We start from the raw sequence: 17883 nt of genomic DNA, 5'->3' as shown, positions 1-17883 counted from the left end.
CCCGACACCCGGGGAATCGCAGCCAAGACCAAGGCGGCGTCTGCGAGAGTTGCCGTCTCAGTCAGTCAGCCCGCGGTCACCGCGAGAAGGAGTTCACGTGCTCGTCACCGAGGTTTCGAACGCACTGCCGGGGGGATCATCACTGCTCAGGAACGAGCCGGTCCAGGCCCGCAGCTCGGCGCGCCTCGCAGGTCTGCTCGACGCGGCGGCCGCGGTCATCGACGAGATCGGCTTCGAGCGGCTCACGACGGCCATGGTCGCCGAGCGTGCCGGTGCGTCGATCGGCACGGTCTACCGGTACTTCCCGGACCGGATCGCCGTGGTCGAGGCCCTGGCCGTCCGGTGCACGCAGCGCCTCGCCGCCCGGTTCGTCGAGACGCTCGATGCCTCCGGCGCCACGACGTGGCAGGAGGGCTGCGACGCGCTCGTCGACATGACCGCGGAGATGTACCGCACCGAGCCCGGCTTCCGGGCGATCCGCTTCGCCGACATCGACACCACGTCCGGTGACGAGGACGCCGACCGACTCGCCGCACTCGGCGGAGCCGTCGGCACCGTGATGCGCGAGCGCTTCGACCTGCCCCAGTCCGAGGCGATCAACCGGGCCTGGGTCGTGCTGGCCGAGTCCGCGCACGCGGTCCTCGCCCGTGCGCACGTGGACCGCGAGAACCCGGACACCGAGCTGATCGCGGCGTACCGCGCGATGAGCCGGCCGTACCTGGAGTCGGTGATCGGGGCCTCCTGACCGCTGACCCACCTCGGACGCCCGTCCCTCTGTCGCGGAGGGGCGGGCGTTCGTGTCCGAAGTGCGCGGACCTGGGGTCGATGTCCGCCAGGCGTCATGCGCCGTCACGACCGAACCGCTATGGGCTCCGCACTGTACTGTCGTCCGGAGTCGGGCTACCTCCACCAAGAAGGGCACCCATGATCGAGTTCCGCTCGGTGCGCAAGACCTACCCGGACGGCACGAACGCTGTCGAGTCGTTCGACCTCGTGATCCCCTCGCGGACCACGACGGTGTTCGTCGGCTCGAGCGGTTGTGGCAAGACCACGCTCCTCCGGATGATCAACAGGATGATCGACCCGACCTCGGGGTCCGTCGAGATCGACGGTGAGGACATCGCGGGCGTCGACCCGGTGCAGCTCCGCCGTCGGATCGGCTACGTCATGCAGAACGCCGGTCTGCTGCCGCACCGCAGGGTCGTGGACAACATCGCGACGGTGCCGTTGCTCACCGGCGTCTCGAAGGCCGACGCGCGGAAGCGCGCGCTCGAGCTGATGGACACGGTCGGCCTCGACCGGTCGCTCGCCGATCGTTACCCGTCGCAGCTGTCCGGCGGGCAACAGCAGCGGGTCGGCGTCGCTCGCGGTCTCGCGGTCGACCCGAACATCCTGCTCATGGACGAGCCGTTCGGCGCCGTCGACCCGCTCGTCCGCAACGACCTGCAGGACGAACTGATCCGGCTGCAGCGTGAGCTGGGCAAGACGGTCGTGTTCGTGACGCACGACATCGACGAGGCCTTCAAACTCGGCGACCAGGTCGTCATCCTGAAGAAGGGCGGCGAGATCGCCCAGCAGGGGACGCCGGCGGAGATCCTGTCCGCGCCGGCGGACGACTTCGTCGCGAACTTCATCGGCGTCAGACGGGGCCGCCGGTCCCTCCGGGTCGAGCAGACCCCGACCGGTCCGGTCGTCGTGGACGGTGACGGCCGTGCCGCCGGCGTCCTCACCAGCCCCGTTGGCGTCGTCGACGCCGCTGCCGCTGTCCGCTCCGAGGCCGGGACGCCCAGCGTCCCGGGTGCTGCGGCGCAGGGTGGGAGCACCCGGTGAAGTGGGTGCTGTCGAACCTCGACACGATCGGGGACGACACGGTCGCGCACCTGGCGATCGCGATCCCGCCGATCATCATCGCCTTCCTGCTGTCGATCCCGATCGGGTGGCTCGTCGTCCGACTCCGGCGACCCGGCGCACGCCGGCTCAGCAGCGGGGTAGGCGGAGGCATCGTCACGTTCGCCGGGCTGCTCTACGCCGTCCCGTCGCTGCCGCTGTTCATCGCGCTGCCGGGCCTCATCGGCACCGGGCTGCAGGACCCCGTGAACATCGTCATCGGCCTGACGCTCTACGGCCTCGCCCTCATGGTCCGGTCCACCGTGGACGGCCTCGGTTCGGTCGACCCGGCCACCACGTCGGCGGCGACCGCGATGGGGTACTCCGGAGCGCAGCGGTTCTTCCGCGTCGACCTGCCGCTCTCCGGTCCGGTGCTGCTCGCGGGCCTCCGGGTCGTCTCGGTGTCCACGATCTCGCTGACCACGGTCGGTGCGGTGCTCGGTGTCCAGAGCCTCGGATCGCTCTTCACCGACGGCATCGGCCGGAACATCCCGGAGGAGATCGTCGCGGGTGTCGTGATGGTCCTCGTCCTGGCGTTCGCGACCGACGGGTTGCTCGTGCTGCTCGGTCGGATCGTGATGCCGTGGACGCGTCCATCGGCGCCCTCGAAGCGTGCGGCCCGCCGCGTGCTCCAGTCTGCGGAGCTCACGGCATGATCATCGGACAGGCCTTCGGCTGGGTCTTCGACCCGGCGAACTACGCCGGTCCCGACGGTGTCTCCGAGCGACTGTGGGAACACGTCTGGATCTCGCTGCTCGCCGTCGTCATCGCGTCGGTGATCGCGATCCCGATCGGCTACGCGATCGGCCACACCGGCAAGGCACGGGGCTTCGCGATCGCCCTCTCCGGAGGCATCCGCGCCCTGCCGACGCTCGGTGTGCTCACCCTGGTGGGCCTCCTGCTCGGCGCGAACCTGCAGGCGCCGCTGTTCGCACTCGTCGTGCTCGCGATCCCGTCGGTGCTCGCCGGTGCGTACGCCGGCATCGAGTCCGTCGAACCGGTCACCGTCGACGCTGCCCGCGCGCAGGGCATGACCGGGTGGCAGATCCTGACCAAGGTCGAGATCCCGCTCGGACTGCCGCTGTTGGTCGGCGGTGTCCGCGCCGCCGTGCTCCAGGTCGTCGCCACCGCCACCCTCGCCGCCTACGTCGGATCGGGTGGGCTCGGCGGGTACGTGTTCCTCGGGCTCAAGACCCAGGACTACGCGATGATGCTCGGTGCCTCCATCCTCGTGATCGCACTCGCGATCGCGTTCGAGATCGTCTTCTCCGTGCTCCAGCGGGCGGTGGTGCCCGCGGGCATCGCCGACCGCCCGACGCGGCGACGCTCGGGATCGCGTGAGCGGCCCCACACCCCCATCCCGGAAGGAACCCCCTCGTGATCACAGCACCCAAGCTCCGCGCCGGCATCGCCGCCGCGGTCGCCGTCGGCGTGGCCGCCGCCCTCGCCGGCTGCTCCTCCAGCAGCCCGCTCGACAGCGGCTCCAGCTCGTCCTCGGACTCGAAGACGATCGTCGTCGGGTCGCAGCAGTACTACTCGAACGAGATCATCGCCGAGCTCTACGCCCAGGTCCTCGAGAAGGACGGCTTCCAGGTGAAGCGGAACTTCAACATCGGGCAGCGCGAGGTCTACCTCCCGCAGCTCGAGAAGGGCGCGATCGACGTCATGCCCGAGTACGGCGGCAACCTGCTGCAGTACTTCGACAAGGACTCGACCGCGAAGTCCGAGTCCGAGATCACGGCCGGCCTGAAGAGCTCCCTGCCGAAGGGGCTCCGTGCCCTGGACGCCGCCGAGGCCACCGACCAGGACAGCTACACCGTCACGAAGGAGTTCTCCGAGGAGAACGACGTGACGAGCCTCGCCGACCTGTCGAAGGTCAAGGGCACCCTGACCGTCGGCGCGAACTCGGAGAACCAGACCCGCCCGTACGGTCCGAAGGGTCTGAAGTCGGTCTACGGCGTGACGGTCCAGTCCAAGGCGATCGAGGACTCCGGCGGGGCCCTGACGGTCAAGGCGCTGAAGGACGGCACCGTGCAGCTCGCGGACATCTACACCGCCGACCCGAGCATCAAGGCGAACGACTTCGTGACGCTCGAGGACCCGAAGAACCTGATCGTTCCGCAGAACGTCACCCCGGTGGTCTCGAGCAAGGTCGACGACAAGGCGGCGGCCGACATCGACGAGGTGAGCAAGGTCCTGACGACCGAGGCGCTCATCGAGCTCAACACCAAGAGCACCGTCGACAAGGAGAAGGCCTCGACCATCGCGAAGGACTTCCTGACCGACGAGGGGCTGCTCTAGGTCCCACGGACACCCGGTCCCCGCGTCGTTGCGCGGGGATCTCGACGACAGGCGTCGGGCATCGAGCCCGGCGCCTGTCGGCGTTCCGGGGTCAGCCGTGCGTGACACATGTTCCGCACGATTGTGCCGTGCACCGGCTGTGCACGTTCGTGCAGGAGGCCCCTCTACAACTTGTCGAACCGGGACGCTCGACAGTACCGTCGAAGCATGAACGACCTCCTGGACCCGCTCCTGCTGTCGCGGTGGCAGTTCGGTCTGACGACGATCTACCACTTCCTCTTCGTCCCGCTGACGATCGGCATGGCCGTCGTCGTCGCGGTGTTCCAGACCGCCTGGGTCCGGACCGGTCGTGCGCACTACCTGCAGCTGACGCGGTTCTTCGGACGGATCTTCCTCATCAACTTCGCGATGGGGGTCGTCACCGGCATCGTGCAGGAGTTCCAGTTCGGCATGAACTGGTCGGACTACTCGCGCTTCGTCGGCGACGTCTTCGGCGCCCCGCTCGCGCTCGAGGGCATCCTGGCGTTCTTCTTCGAGGCGGCGTTCATCGGCGTCTGGATCTTCGGCTGGGACCGCCTTCCCCAGAAGCTGCACCTGGCGAGCATCTGGTGCGTCAGCGCAGGCACGATCATGTCGGCGTACTTCATCATCGCCGCGAACGCGTTCATGCAGCACCCCGTGGGCTACGCGATCAACGAGGCGAAGGGTCGCGCCGAACTCACCGACATCTGGGCCGTCCTCGGCAACAAGGTCGCCCTCGCCGCCTTCCCGCACACGGTCTTCGCGTGCTTCATGGTCGCCGCCGGCGTGATCATCTCGGTCGCCGCGTACCACCTGGCGCGCAACCAGAACCTCGAGACGATGATGCCGGCGCTGAAGTTCGGCCTCTGGACGATGGTCGCGGCCGGCGCCCTCACGGTCCTCACCGGTGACCAGCTCGGTCTCACCATGGTCGACACGCAGCCGATGAAGATGGCCGCGGCCGAGGCGCTGTACAACACCGCGACCGGCAAGGACGCCTCGTTCTCGATCTTCACGCTCGGCACGCCCGACGGTGTCACCGAACTCTTCTCGATCCGGGTGCCGTACCTGCTGTCCTTCCTGTCGACGCACACCTTCTCCGGCACGGTCGAGGGCATCAACGACCTGCAGGCGCAGTACACGCAGGTCTACGGGCCGGGCGACTACAAGCCGATCATCTGGGTGACCTACTGGTCCTTCCGCTGGATGATCGCCCTCGGGGTCGGCGCCGTGATGGTCTCGCTCGCCGGACTCTGGCTGACGCGCAAGGGCCGCTTCCCGCAGCAGCGGTGGGTCTGGCGCATCGCGATCTGGGCCGTGCCGCTGCCGATGGCCGCGATGATCGTCGGCTGGGTCTTCACCGAGATGGGCCGCCAGCCCTGGCTCGTGTTCGGCCTGCTCAAGACGGCCGACGGCGTCTCCCCGAACGTGACGGGCCTCGAGGTCCTCGTCTCGCTCGTCGTGTTCACCCTCATCTACGGATCCCTCGCGGTGGTCGAGTTCCGACTGATCAAGAAGGTCGCCCAGGAGGGCCCGGCCGCCCCGGCCGAGGTCGACGCGGAGACCGGCGAGGTCAAGCACGAAGTGACGGTCTACTAGAGATGGAAGCTGCCTGAGATGGACCTGCCCGTTCTGTGGTTCGCGATCGTCGGACTCTTCTTCGTCGGGTACTTCGTGCTCGACGGGTTCGACTTCGGCGTCGGCATGTCCCTGCCGTTCCTCGGCAGGGACGACACCGACCGCCGTGTGCTCATCAACACCATCGGCCCGGTCTGGGACCTCAACGAGACCTGGGTGATCGTGGCGGGAGCCTGCCTGTTCGCCGCCTTCCCCGAGTGGTACGCGACGATGTTCTCCGGCTTCTACCTGGCACTGCTGCTCATCCTCGCCGCACTGATCCTGCGCGGGGTGTCGTTCGAGTACCGGCACCAGGACAAGCACCGGGCATGGAAGCGCCGGTTCGACCTGATGATCGTGGTCGGCAGCGCGGTGCCGTCGTTCCTCTGGGGCGTCGCGTTCGGCAACGTCGTCCGGGGGATCCCGATGGACTCCGGACACAACTACTCCGGCACGCTGTTCGACCTGCTCAACCCGTTCGCACTGCTCGCCGGTGCCACCACCCTGCTGGTCTTCTTCACCCACGGCGTCGTGTTCGTGGCACTGAAGACCGAGGGCGAGATGCGCGAGCGGGCGATGCGCCTGGCGAAGCGGGCCGGAGTGGTCACGATCGTGGTCGCCGCCGTGTTCCTGGTCACGATGGCGCTCGTCCGGTCCTCCCCGACGTCGCTCGTGCTGTCGGCCGTCGGTGCCGTGGCCCTGGTCGTCGCGGTCCTCTGTGCCGCACGCGGTCGGGAGGGTCGCGCCTTCACCCTGATGGCCGTCACCATCGCGGCGGTCGTCCTGGCGATGTTCACCGCGGTGTTCCCGGACGTGATGCCCGCCACGAACGACCCGGCGAACAGCCTGACCGTCGCCAACGCCTCGTCCGGCACGTACACGCTGACGGTCATGAGCTGGGTCGCCCTGGTCTGCATCCCGCTCGTGCTGGCCTACCAGGCGTGGACGTACTGGGTCTTCCGCAAGCGGGTCTCGCGCGCCACCGTCGCGCAAGCCGCGCACTGAGCAGGAGGCACGTGTGAAGCCGCTCGATCCCCGCCTGCTCCGTCTGTCCCGGACGGCGCGCGGCTTCGTCGTGGCCGCCGCCGGCACCGGCGCGGTACGCACCATCGCGACCATCGCGATCGCCTGGGGGATCGCGGCCGCGGTGACCCAGGTCGTCGACGCGGTCCCCGCCGGTGCCGTCCCCGCGACGTTCGCCGGCACGCTCGCCCTGCTCGGCGGCGCGTTCCTGCTCCGCGCGGTCGCGGCCTGGGCGACCGACGACCTCGCCGCCCGCGCCGGTGCCCGCGTGAAGAGCGAACTCCGCGCCTCCGTGCTCCGGCGCGCGGCCGACCGGGGCCCCGGGTGGCTCGCCGGCCGGTCGAGCGCCGGTTTCGCCGCCACGCTCGGCCCCGGGCTCGACGCGCTGGACGCTTACTTCGGCCGGTACCTGCCGCAGCTCGCGCTCACCGCCGTCGCCACCCCGCTGCTGCTCGTCGCGATCGGCTTCGGCGACCTGACGAGTGCTGTCGTCATCGTCTGCGCGATGCCCGTCATCCCGGTGTTCATGGCCCTCATCGGTTTGGCCACCCGGTCGCTGCAGCAGCGGCAGGCCGACGCACTCGCCCGGCTCGGTGGGGCGTTCACCGAGGCCGTCGAGGGGCTCGCGACCCTCAAGGTGTTCGGTCGTGCCCGCCGCCAGGTCGGCCGCATCGGGCAGGTCACGGACGAGTACCGCCAGGGCACCATCGGTGTGCTGCGGCTGTCCTTCGTCAGCGGCTTCGCCCTCGAGCTGGCTGCGAGCCTGTCCGTCGCGCTCGTCGCGGTGTCGATCGGGATCCGGCTGGTCGACGGCTCGCTCGGCCTCGGCGCGGCGATGTTCGTCCTGGTCCTCGCCCCGGAGGCGTTCGCCCCGCTCCGGCAGGTCGGCGCCGACTTCCACGCGGCCCAGGACGGGGTGCAGGCGTCCCAGGCCGTCCTCGACGTGCTCGACGACCCCGACGTCCCGGTACCAGCTGCGCCGGACACCGTCGCCGCCGCCGGAGTGGACGTCCCGGCGCCGGCCCTGGTGCTCGCCGGGCTCACCGTGCACCGCTCCGACACGGTCGTCGGCCCGGTCGACCTCACCGCCCCGACCGGGACCGTCGTCGCCCTCTCCGGCCCGAGCGGCTCCGGCAAGTCCAGCCTGATCGCCGCGATCCGCGGGGTCCTCCCCGCCGACGGCACGGTCACGGTGCCCGGGCGTGCCGACCTGCCGGTCCTCGACCGCACCACCTGGGTCGACCAGCGTCCGCGACTGGTGCGCGGCACGGTCGCCGAGAACGTCGCCCTCAGCGCCCAGCCGGACACGGCGGACGTGCGGACCGCGCTCGGTGCGGTGGGGCTGGGAGTCGAGCCGGGCCTCCCGGTCGGCAGTGGCGGGTCCGGGCTGTCCGGCGGGCAGGCGCAGCGTGTCGCCGTCGCGCGCGGGCTGTACCGTGCGGCTCGGCTCGAGACGCCGCTGGTGCTCCTCGACGAGCCGACGTCGGCCCTCGACGCGGAGTCCGAGGCGCAGGTCGTCGCCGCCCTCCGCCGACTGGCGGACGCGGGGGCGGTCGTCGTCGTCGCGAGCCACCGACCCGCCGTCGTGGCCGCTGCCGACGTCGTCGTCGCGATCCGCGCCTCCGGATCCGTCACGGTCTCGGCGCAGCGGTCTCCACAGGAGGTGCCCGCATGAGCAGCGCCCGCGTGAGTCGCCCCGACGGCCGGGAGGCCCGCACCCGGTCAGTCCTCCGGCTCGCCCTGCCCCGTGGGCGGGGTTGGGTGAAGGCCGTCGCCGCCGGCGTGCTCAGCGCGCTCTGCGGGGTGGCCCTGCTCGCCGCCAGCGGGTACCTCATCACCCGCGCCGCCGAGCACCCGCCGATCCTCTACCTGACGCTGGTCATGGTCGGCGTCCGCGCCTTCGCCCTCGGGCGCGCGGTGTTCCGCTACGTGGACCGGCTCGCCGGGCACGACGCGTCGTTCCGCCAGCTCGCCGTCGTCCGGACCGAGATGTACCGTCGGCTCGCCTCGGTCGCTCCGGCCGGGCTCGGATCGACCGGGCGCGGCGACCTCATGACGCGGCTCGTCACCGACACCGACCGGCTGCAGGACCTGCCGATCCGGGTCGTCGGGCCGCTCGTCTCAGCGGGCGTCACCGCGTTCCTCTCGGTCGTCGCCGTCGCGTTCGTGTCCCTGCCGGCCGCCCTCGTGCTGCTGTCGGCCCTCGGCACGGCAGCCCTGGTCGGGACCGTCGTGACCGCCGCGGTCGCCCGCCGCTCCGACGTGGTGACCGCCGCCGACCGCGGGCGCGTCGCGGACCTGGTGCTCGACACCGTCCGCACGCTCGACGTGTTCGTGGCCTACGGCACGCTGGAGGAACGACTCACCCACATCGCGCGGCTCGACGACCGCGTCACGCGGGCCGTCCGCCGCCGCGGCGCCGTCGAGTCACTCGTCGGCGCGCTCGTCGGCCTGGTCGGCGGGGCTGCGGTCATCGGGACGCTGGCCGTGGGCGCACCGGCCGTCGTCAGTGGTGCCCTGGACGGCCCGTTCTGGGCACTGGCGGTGTTCGTCCCGCTCGCGCTGTTCGAGGTCGTCGGTGGTGTCCCGCTCGCCGTCCTCACACTCCGTCGGGTCCGGGCCGCCGCGGACCGCGTCGAACGGGTCGTCCCCGCGGAGCTGCCGGTCGGACTGGTGCCCGAACCGGAGGACGCTGCCAGCCCGGAGGCCCTCGTGGCGCCGGCCGCCGTCACCGTCCGGGTCCGTGACCTGTCCGTCCGCTGGCCGGGCGTGCCGACCCCCGCGGTCGACGGGGTCTCGCTCGACCTGCACCCGGGCGAGGTCGTCGTGCTCAGCGGGCCGAGCGGCGCCGGCAAGTCGACGCTGGTGGACGCCCTCGTCCGGTTCGTCGACCACACCGGCAGCGTCACCCTGGACGGGACGGACGCGCGGACCATGCACCCCGACGCGGTCCGCGCCCGCATCGGTCTGATCGAGCAGGACCCGTTCGTGTTCGACCAGTCGGTCCGGCAGAACCTGCTCTTCGCGCGGGAGACCGCGACCGACGACGAACTGCTCGCCGTGCTCGACCGGGTCGGACTGGGGGACTGGGTCCGGCGTCGTGGGGGACTCGGCGCCGCCGTGGGGGAGCGCGGGTCGCTCGTGTCCGGGGGGCAGGCCCACCGGTTGGCGCTGGCGCGGGCCCTCCTGCACGAGTTCCCGGTCCTCGTGCTCGACGAGCCGACCGCCGACATCGACCCCGACCTCGGCCATGACGTGCTGCGCGACCTCGTGACGACCGCCCGCGCCGCCGGACGCTCCCTGCTCGTCGTGTCGCACGTGCCGGTGCCGGCCGACCTCGTCGACCGGACCCTGCGGATGCGGGACGGACGCCTGCTCGCGCGGTGACCCGGCGCACGGACGCGAGACGGTCCTGACGGCTTGTATCGTTGACGACCGTGACCATCGAGCAGCACGTCGAGGACCCGCACGCCTACGACTTCCGGCGCATCCAGCAGAAGTGGCAGGCGCGGTGGGAAGAGCTCGGCCTCTTCACCGCCGACCCCGACGACAAGCGCCCGCGCAAGTACATCCTCGAGATGTTCCCGTACCCCTCCGGCGACCTGCACATGGGGCACGCCGAGAACTGGGCGCTCGGGGACTTCGTCGCGCGCTACTGGCGCCAGCAGGGCTTCAACGTGCTGCACCCGATCGGCTGGGACTCGTTCGGCCTGCCCGCCGAGAACGCCGCCATCAAGCGCGGCGTCGACCCGAAGGACTGGACCTACGCGAACATCGCGCAGCAGAAGGCGTCCTTCAAGCGCTACGCGCCGTCGTTCGACTGGTCCACCGAGATCCACACCTCCGATCCCGAGTACTACAAGTGGAACCAGTGGTTGTTCCTCAAGATGTACGAGAAGGGCCTGGCGTACCGGAAGGACAGCTGGGTCAACTGGGACCCGGTGGACCAGACCGTCCTGGCCAACGAGCAGGTCCTGCCCGATGGCACCTCGGACCGCTCCGGTGCCGTCGTCGTCAAGAAGAAGCTGACGCAGTGGTACTTCAAGATCACGGACTACGCGGACCGGCTGCTCGACGACCTCAACCAGCTCGAGGGCCGGTGGCCGTCGAAGGTCATCGCGATGCAGCGCAACTGGATCGGCCGCTCGGTCGGTGCTGACGTCGACTTCGTCATCGAGGGCCGTGACGAGCCCGTCACCGTGTTCACCACGCGCCCGGACACCATCCACGGCGTGACCTTCCTGGTCGTCGCACCGGACTCCGACCTGGCCGCCGAGCTCGTCGCCGACCCGTCCGTCGACGATGCCACCCGCGCCGCGTTCCAGGACTACCTGGTCGCCACGCAGAAGGCGTCGGACATCGACCGGCAGAACGCCGACCGCCCGAAGACCGGTGTCCCGCTCGGCCGTTCGGCGATCCACCCGCTGACCGGGGAGCGCCTGCCGCTGTGGGCTGCCGACTACGTCCTCGCCGACTACGGCCACGGCGCCGTGATGGCCGTGCCCGCGCACGACCAGCGCGACCTGGACTTCGCCCGGGCCTTCGACCTGCCGGTGAAGGTCGTCGTCGACACGAACCAGCCGGTCACCGGTGCGATCCCGGTGATCACGGACGAGACCGAACTGCCCTCGATCGACCCGACGACCACCGGCGAAGCCCTCACCGGACAGGGTCGGATGGTCAACTCCGGTCCGCTCGACGGCATGAGCAAACAGCACGCCATCACCGCGGCGATCAGCCTGCTCGAGGAGCGCGGCACCGGTCGTGCCGCCAAGACCTACCGCCTGCGCGACTGGCTCATCTCGCGACAGCGCTTCTGGGGCACCCCGATCCCGATCATCCACGGCGAGGACGGCACCCAGTACCCGGTGCCCGAGGACCAGCTCCCGGTGGTCCTGCCCGACACCGAGGGCCTCGACCTCAAGCCGAAGGGCACCTCGCCCCTCGGCGGTGCCACCGACTGGGTGAACGTCCCGAACCCGGTCGACGGCAGCCCGGCCCGCCGCGACCCGGACACGATGGACACCTTCGTCGACTCGTCGTGGTACTTCCTGCGCTTCCTGTCCCCGCAGGACGAGACGCAGGCGTTCGACCCGGCACTCGTCAACAAGTGGGCGCCGGTCGACCAGTACATCGGCGGTGTCGAGCACGCGATCCTGCACCTGCTCTACGCACGCTTCGTCACGAAGGTGCTGTTCGACCTCGGCTACCTCGACTTCACCGAACCGTTCTCGGCGCTGCTCAACCAGGGCATGGTGCTCTCCGGCGGCTCGAAGATGTCGAAGTCGAAGGGCGGCGTCTCGCTCGGAGACGAGCTCGACGCGCACGGCGTCGACGCGATCCGCCTGGTGATGGGCTTCGCCGGCCCGCCCGAGGACGACATCAACTGGGAGGACGTCTCGCCCGCGGCCTCCGCACGCTTCCTGGCACGCGCCTACCGGATCGCCGTCGACGTCACCTCGACGCCGGACGCCGTCTGGTCCACCGGCGACCGCGGCGTCCGACAGGCCACGCACCGCTTCCTGGCGGACGCTCCGGGACTGATGGAGTCGTTCAAGTTCAACGTCGTGATCGCACGACTCATGGACCTGGTGAACGTGACCCGCAAGGCGATCGACAGCGGACCCGGTGCCGCCGACCCCGCCGTGCGTGAGGCTGCGGAGACGATCGCCCTCGGGCTCAGCGTCTTCGCGCCGTACACCGGCGAGGAGATGTGGCAGACGCTGGGCTACGACTCCCCGGTGGCGACGTTCGGCTGGCGGAAGGCCGACCCGACGCTGCTCGTGCAGGAGACGCTGACCGCGGTCGTGCAGGTCAACGGCAAGGTGCGCGACTCGTTCGAGGTGTCGAAGTCGATCGAGGCCGACGAGCTCGAGCGGCTCGCGCGCTCGTCACACGCGGTGCAGCGGTACATCGGCGACCGCGAGATCGTGAAGGTCATCGTCCGGGCACCGAAGCTCGTCAACATCGCCATCAAGGGCTAGTCCCTCCACAGAGGCCGTCGCGCGGGCTCCGTCCACAGGTGGTCTGCGAGGAGCCCGGTCGACCGACCGGGCTCCGTAGCGTCTCGGGACATGTCCCGGTTCACGCTGTCACCCCGTGCCGCCCTCCTGCTGGTGGGCGTCGTGGCGGTGCTCGCGCTCGGGGTCGTCGTCGCCGGATGGTGGGGCGGCGGTCGCGGGGGCGAGGAGTCGGGGTCCGGCGTCACGGTCGTGTCGGGGGCGCCGACGGTCGGTGTCCCTGAGCCGTCAGCGGCCGTGCCCGTCCCGTCGTCGACCGCTGCTCCCACTGCGTCCGCGTCGCCGGCGACTGCGGTGCTCTACGTCGTCGGGGCGGTCGAGCACGCGGGGGTCGTCACGGTGGCCGCCGACGACCGTGTCGCGGACGCGCTGGCCGCAGCCGGGGGAGCGGTGGCGGACGCCGACCTGTCGCGGCTGAACCTGGCGCGGCCGGTCGTCGACGGCGAGCGGCTGTACGTGCCCCGCGTCGGCGAGACGGACGTCCCGGCCGAGCTGCCCGCGGGCGCGGGTGCTGGTCCCGGTGGCTCGGCCTCCGGAACCACGGGCTCGTCGGGTGCGGGCAGCGGTGCGGGGGCCGTGCCGGACGTCGTGGACCTCAACACCGCGGACGCCGCCGCGCTCGAGACGCTCCCCGGCATCGGGCCGGCGCTGGCGGAGCGGATCCTCTCCTGGCGCGACGAGCACGGCGGGTTCCGCTCGGTCGAGGACCTGCTCGAGGTCAGCGGCATCGGCGAGGGCCGGTTCGCCGAGCTGCAGGACCGGGTGCGGGTGTGAGCGGCCCGGTGGTGTCGGCTCCCGCTCGGAGTGCGTCCGGCGCGGCGCACGGCAGCGCGCTGCGGGCGTCGCTGGTCGACCTCCGGCTCGCCGGACCGGTCGCAGTGACGTGGATCGTCGTCGCGGTGCTCGTCGGCATCCCACGACTCGCCGGCGTGGTGGCCGTCGGCGCGATCGTCCTCGGTCTGGCCTCGCTCGGCGTGCTCCTCCGGCGCGGGCTGCCCGTCCTCGTCCGGGCGATCGCGGCACTGGTACTGACGACGGCCCTGCTGGTCGCCCTGACGGCCGCAGCGGTCGCAGCTGGCCAGGCGCACCGGGCCCCGTCGATCGTGCGGCAGACGGCCGGCCACAGCCTGGAGGCCCGTGTCCGGTTGGACCGCGACCTCGCCCCCGCCGACCGGTCCGTGATCGGGACGCTCGAGGCGGTCGTGGTGCGAGCCTCCCGGCAGGACGGCCTGCGCGTGCCGGTCCGGCTCGTACCGGCACTCGACGAACCGCGGCGGACCGTGCTGTCGGCCGGATCGGTCGTCGTCGTCCGCGGGCAGCTGCTGGTCGAGGACCCCGGAGCGCCGACCAGCGTCGTGCTCTTCGCCCGTGGGACCGTCACGCCGCAGGCGGGCCCGACCGGGCTGCTCGGCGCCAGTGCAGTCGCACGGGCGGCATTCGTCGACGTCACCGCCGACCTGCCGGAGCCGGGTGCGGCGCTCCTCCGCGGGCTGGCGATCGGGGACCGATCCGGGCTGGACGCCGAGACGGAGCAGGCGATGAAGACCTCGGCGCTGACCCACCTGACCGCGGTCTCCGGGTCGAACTGTGCGGTCCTCGTCGGCCTCGTGGTGCTGCTCGGACGGGCGGTCGGGGCTCCCCGGGCGCTGCGTGCCGCCGTGGCCGTGGTCGTGCTGCTCGGGTTCGTCGTGCTCGTCCGTCCGGACCCGTCGATCACCCGGGCGACCGTGATGGCGATCGTGGTCCTCGTCGTGCACCTGACCGGACGGCCGGTGCGCGGCGTGCCGCTCATCGCCCTCGCCGCCGTCGGCATGCTCGTCGTCGATCCGTGGGTGGCCCGCTCGTTCGCCTTCGCGCTGTCGGTGCTCGCGACCACCGGGATCGTGGTCCTCGCTGCGCCCGTGACCGACCTGCTCGCGCGGCGGGTCGGGAGGCCCGTCGCGACCGCGGTCGCGGTGCCGGTCGCCGCGCAGGTCGCCTGTTGGCCGGTCACGATCCCGCTCTCCGCCGCCCTTCCGACGTACGCGGTGCCGGCGAACCTGCTCGCCGAGGTCCTGGCACCGGTCGCCACCGTCGTCGGTCTCGCCGCGTGCCTGCTCGCGCCGGTGTGGCCGGTGGGCGCCGGGCTTCTCGCGACCGTCGGTTGGGTGCCCGCTGCCGGGATCGGACTCATCGCACACGGGGCCGCCGGCCTGCCGACCGCCTCGGCACCGTGGCCTTCCGGGGCGGGCGGGGTCATCGCCGCCGGGGTCGTGAGCGCAGCCCTCGCGGTCGGGGTGCTCGTTCGCCGACGCCTGCGTCGGGTGGCGCTCGGAGTGGCCGTGCTCGTGCTCGTCGGGGGAGTCGGGTCGGTCGCGGTGCCCGCGGTCCTCGTCCGGGGCAGTGTCCCGACCGGATGGACCGTCGCGATGTGCGACGTCGGGCAGGGCGACGCCACCCTGCTCCGGAGCGGTGGACGCACGGCGCTCGTCGACACCGGGGACGATGCCGAGCGTCTGGTCTCCTGTCTGGCCCTCCTCGGCGTCGACCGGATCGACCTGCTCGTCCTGACCCACTTCGACCGCGACCACGTCGGCGCCGTGGCCTCGGTCGCGACACGGGTGGAGACCGCCCTGGTCGGTCCGGTCGGCCGGCCCGCGGACGACCGGGTGGTCCGGGACCTCCGGAGCGCGGGGGTGGCGGTCCGGCGGGCAGCCGATCGGACCAGCGGCCTGCTCGGGGACCTCCGCTGGCGGGTGCTGTGGCCGCCGGACGGCGAGGAGCGTGCGGGCAACGCCGCGAGCATCGTCCTCCGGGTCGATCCTGCACGGGAGCGACCCTGCCCGGGTTGCGTCAGCGCGGTGCTCCTCGGCGACCTGGGCGAGGACGCGCAGCGTCGGCTGCTGCGGACCGCGCCGCCGGAGACGTTGACGCCCGTGGACGTCGTGAAGGTCGCGCACCACGGGTCCGCGGACCAGGACCCGGAGCTCTACCGGCAGCTCGCAGCCCGGGTCGGCCTCATCGGGGTCGGCGCGGACAACGACTACGGGCACCCGACACCGAGCGCCCTGCGGATGCTCGCCGCCGCCGGGACGGTGGCGTACCGCACGGACCGGTCGGGGACGGTCGTGGTGCGCGGTGAGAGCGACGATGCGGGCGCGGAGGCGGGTGGGGACTCCGGTGCCCAGAGCCGGGCACCGGTCGCGGTGTGGACCGAGCGCGACGCCGGGGCGTCGGCTGCCGCCCGTAGGATCGGTGCGACGCCGACCGGCACTGCGCCGCCGATGCACGGGCCCGGACGTCGTCGTCGCCCAGCACCACCGGAAGGACCCGCATGCCCGCCAAGAAGCCCGCGCGCGCCGCAGCGAAGATCGACCAGATCCCGTGGTCGGCGATCCGCCCGGCCCCGGTCGTCCTGGTCACCGGTGCCGAGACGTTCCTGGCGGAGCGGGCGATCGGCATGCTCCGCGACCTGCTCGTCGGCGAGGACCCGGCGCTCGAGGTGCACGACCTCGAGGCGGACCAGTACGCCTCCGGGCTGCTGTCGACGCTGGCGAGCCCGTCCCTCTTCGGTGAACCCCGACTGGTCCGTGTCACGAACGTCGAGAAGTGCACCGACGCCTTCATCACCGAGACGATCTCGTACCTGCAGAACCCGGCCGACGACGTCACCCTGGTGCTCCGGCACGGTGGTGGAGTCCGGGGCAAGAAGCTCCTCGACACGATCCGCAGCGGGGTCGGCGGCGGCATCGAGGTGCAGTGCGACGAGATCAAGCGCGACACCGACAGGATCGACTTCGTCAACGCCGAGTTCCGTGCTGCACGGCGGAAGATCGCACCCTCCGCCGTCCGGACCCTGGTGGCCGCGTTCGCGGACGACCTCGCCGAACTCGCCGCCGCCTGCCGACAGCTCCTGGCCGACGAGGCCGCGGAGATCACCGACCGGACCGTCGACAAGTACTACGGCGGCCGGGTCGAGACGAACGCGTTCAAGGTCGCCGACATCGCCCTGGCCGGCCGGTCGGCACCGGCGATCGTCGAACTCCGGCACGCGCTGGCAACGGGAGAGGCGCCCGTACCGATCGTCGCCGCGTTCGCGAGCAAGATCCGCACGATGGCGAAGGTCAGCTCCTTCCGCGGGTCGAGCGGGCAGGCGGCCTCGGCGCTCGGCATGGCGCCGTGGCAGGTCCAGCGTGCCCAGCGGGACGTCGCCGGCTGGAGCGAAGCAGGCCTCGCGAACGCGATCACGAGCATCGCGGCCGCCGACGCCGCGGTGAAGGGCGGGTCCCGCGACGCCCACTTCGCGCTCGAGGTGATGGTCCGCACCATCGCACGACGCGGCGAGGAGCGCTGACCGGCACCGGGCCTCCCGGCCGTCGGCGGAGCCGCTGCTGGGGACGCTCCGCTGCCGGCGTGCGCGATGACGCCCGTCCGGTGCCCGTCCGGTGCCCGGCCAGTGTCCGGCCGCGCCCGTGGTTCCGATCGGCTCCGCCCAACCGGGTCCGGATCGAACCGCAGCATCCCGCGGTTCGGAACGGTTGCTGTTGGGCGCAGCTGAACGGCACCGACCCGCCGCGCCGACCCGCGGCACCGGCCCGCGGCCCCGCACGCGGCCTGCCCCGGCCCCGCACCCGGGAACGACGAAGGCCCCGCACCGAACGGTGCAGGGCCTTCGAGACGGTCAGACGCTCAGATCAGAGCGCGGAGACCTTCTTCGCGATGGCCGACTTGCGGTTCGCGGCCTGGTTCTTGTGGATGACACCCTTGCTCACGGCCTTGTCGAGCTTCTTCGACGCGAGCGACAGGGCGGCAACGGCCTTGTCCTTGTCGCCCGTGGCGATCGCCTCGTTGGTGTGACGGATGTACGTCTTGAGCTCCGACTTGTACGCCTTGTTGCGGTCGGTGGCCTTCTGGTTGGTCTTGATGCGCTTGAGCTGCGACTTGATGTTCGCCATGCGTGTTGCTCCTGGTTTCGTCTCGGACGGGTGGTTGCGATCCCGGGTAGAGGGGCCCTTCGTCGCATCGCGTTCCACCC

Annotated in this window: 13 protein-coding genes and 1 pseudogene; 13 read left to right on the top strand and 1 reads right to left on the bottom strand. The window is 71.5% G+C overall.

The window, feature by feature from the left end:
- The first annotated feature begins 97 nt into the window (after window positions 1-97).
- From DEJ25_RS16750 to holA, 13 genes and pseudogenes are all read left to right on the top strand, one after another.
- Window positions 98-745: a TetR/AcrR family transcriptional regulator gene (locus DEJ25_RS16750; protein ID WP_181421522.1), complete on the top strand. Its 648-nt coding sequence runs from the start codon at window positions 98-100 to the stop codon at window positions 743-745.
- Between the two features lie 179 nt (window positions 746-924).
- Window positions 925-1830, top strand: coding sequence for an ABC transporter ATP-binding protein (locus tag DEJ25_RS12255; RefSeq protein WP_111044857.1), 906 nt, complete (start codon window positions 925-927; stop codon window positions 1828-1830).
- Window positions 1827-2543, top strand: coding sequence for an ABC transporter permease (locus tag DEJ25_RS12250; protein ID WP_110903127.1), 717 nt, complete (start codon window positions 1827-1829; stop codon window positions 2541-2543). The genes DEJ25_RS12255 and DEJ25_RS12250 overlap by 4 nt, the downstream gene beginning before the upstream one ends.
- Window positions 2540-3268, top strand: a complete 729-nt coding sequence (locus tag DEJ25_RS12245) for an ABC transporter permease (RefSeq protein WP_110903128.1) — start codon at window positions 2540-2542, stop codon at window positions 3266-3268. Before DEJ25_RS12250 ends, DEJ25_RS12245 begins: the two co-directional genes overlap by 4 nt.
- A complete protein-coding gene (locus DEJ25_RS12240) occupies window positions 3265-4188 on the top strand; it encodes an ABC transporter substrate-binding protein (protein WP_110903129.1) in 924 nt (307 codons plus the stop codon). Before DEJ25_RS12245 ends, DEJ25_RS12240 begins: the two co-directional genes overlap by 4 nt.
- 207 nt (window positions 4189-4395) lie before the next feature.
- Complete coding sequence (locus DEJ25_RS12235; protein ID WP_111044856.1) at window positions 4396-5808, top strand: cytochrome ubiquinol oxidase subunit I; 1413 nt, start codon at window positions 4396-4398, stop codon at window positions 5806-5808.
- A gap of 18 nt (window positions 5809-5826) precedes the next feature.
- Window positions 5827-6831, top strand: coding sequence for a cytochrome d ubiquinol oxidase subunit II (gene cydB, locus DEJ25_RS12230; protein WP_111044855.1), 1005 nt, complete (start codon window positions 5827-5829; stop codon window positions 6829-6831).
- 13 nt (window positions 6832-6844) lie between these two features.
- Window positions 6845-8524, top strand: a complete 1680-nt coding sequence (gene cydD, locus DEJ25_RS12225) for a thiol reductant ABC exporter subunit CydD (RefSeq protein ID WP_111044854.1) — start codon at window positions 6845-6847, stop codon at window positions 8522-8524.
- Window positions 8521-10236: a thiol reductant ABC exporter subunit CydC gene (gene cydC / locus DEJ25_RS12220; protein WP_111044853.1), complete on the top strand. Its 1716-nt coding sequence runs from the start codon at window positions 8521-8523 to the stop codon at window positions 10234-10236. Before cydD ends, cydC begins: the two co-directional genes overlap by 4 nt.
- 50 nt (window positions 10237-10286) lie before the next feature.
- A complete protein-coding gene (leuS, locus tag DEJ25_RS12215) occupies window positions 10287-12833 on the top strand; it encodes a leucine--tRNA ligase (RefSeq protein ID WP_111044900.1) in 2547 nt (848 codons plus the stop codon).
- 90 nt (window positions 12834-12923) lie between these two features.
- Entirely contained in the window at window positions 12924-13643 is a 720-nt protein-coding gene (locus tag DEJ25_RS12210) for a helix-hairpin-helix domain-containing protein (RefSeq protein WP_111044852.1), read from the top strand.
- Window positions 13640-15466 (top strand): annotated as a pseudogene (locus DEJ25_RS17235) (ComEC/Rec2 family competence protein); the annotation flags it as partial. The gene DEJ25_RS12210 and the pseudogene DEJ25_RS17235, both read left to right, overlap by 4 nt.
- A gap of 716 nt (window positions 15467-16182) precedes the next feature.
- Complete coding sequence (gene holA, locus DEJ25_RS12190) at window positions 16183-17202, top strand: DNA polymerase III subunit delta (protein WP_111044851.1); 1020 nt, start codon at window positions 16183-16185, stop codon at window positions 17200-17202.
- A 340-nt stretch (window positions 17203-17542) separates the two neighbouring features.
- On the opposite strand, the gene rpsT is transcribed toward holA, so the two are convergent.
- Window positions 17543-17803, bottom strand: coding sequence for a 30S ribosomal protein S20 (rpsT, locus tag DEJ25_RS12185; protein WP_110903137.1), 261 nt, complete (start codon window positions 17801-17803; stop codon window positions 17543-17545).
- Window positions 17804-17883: the final 80 nt, after the last annotated feature.

It is taken from the genome of Curtobacterium sp. MCPF17_011, from assembly GCF_003234145.1.
In the GTDB taxonomy this organism is placed as follows: Bacteria; Actinomycetota; Actinomycetes; order Actinomycetales; family Microbacteriaceae; genus Curtobacterium.
This window is presented reverse-complemented; position numbering and strand designations above follow the sequence as displayed.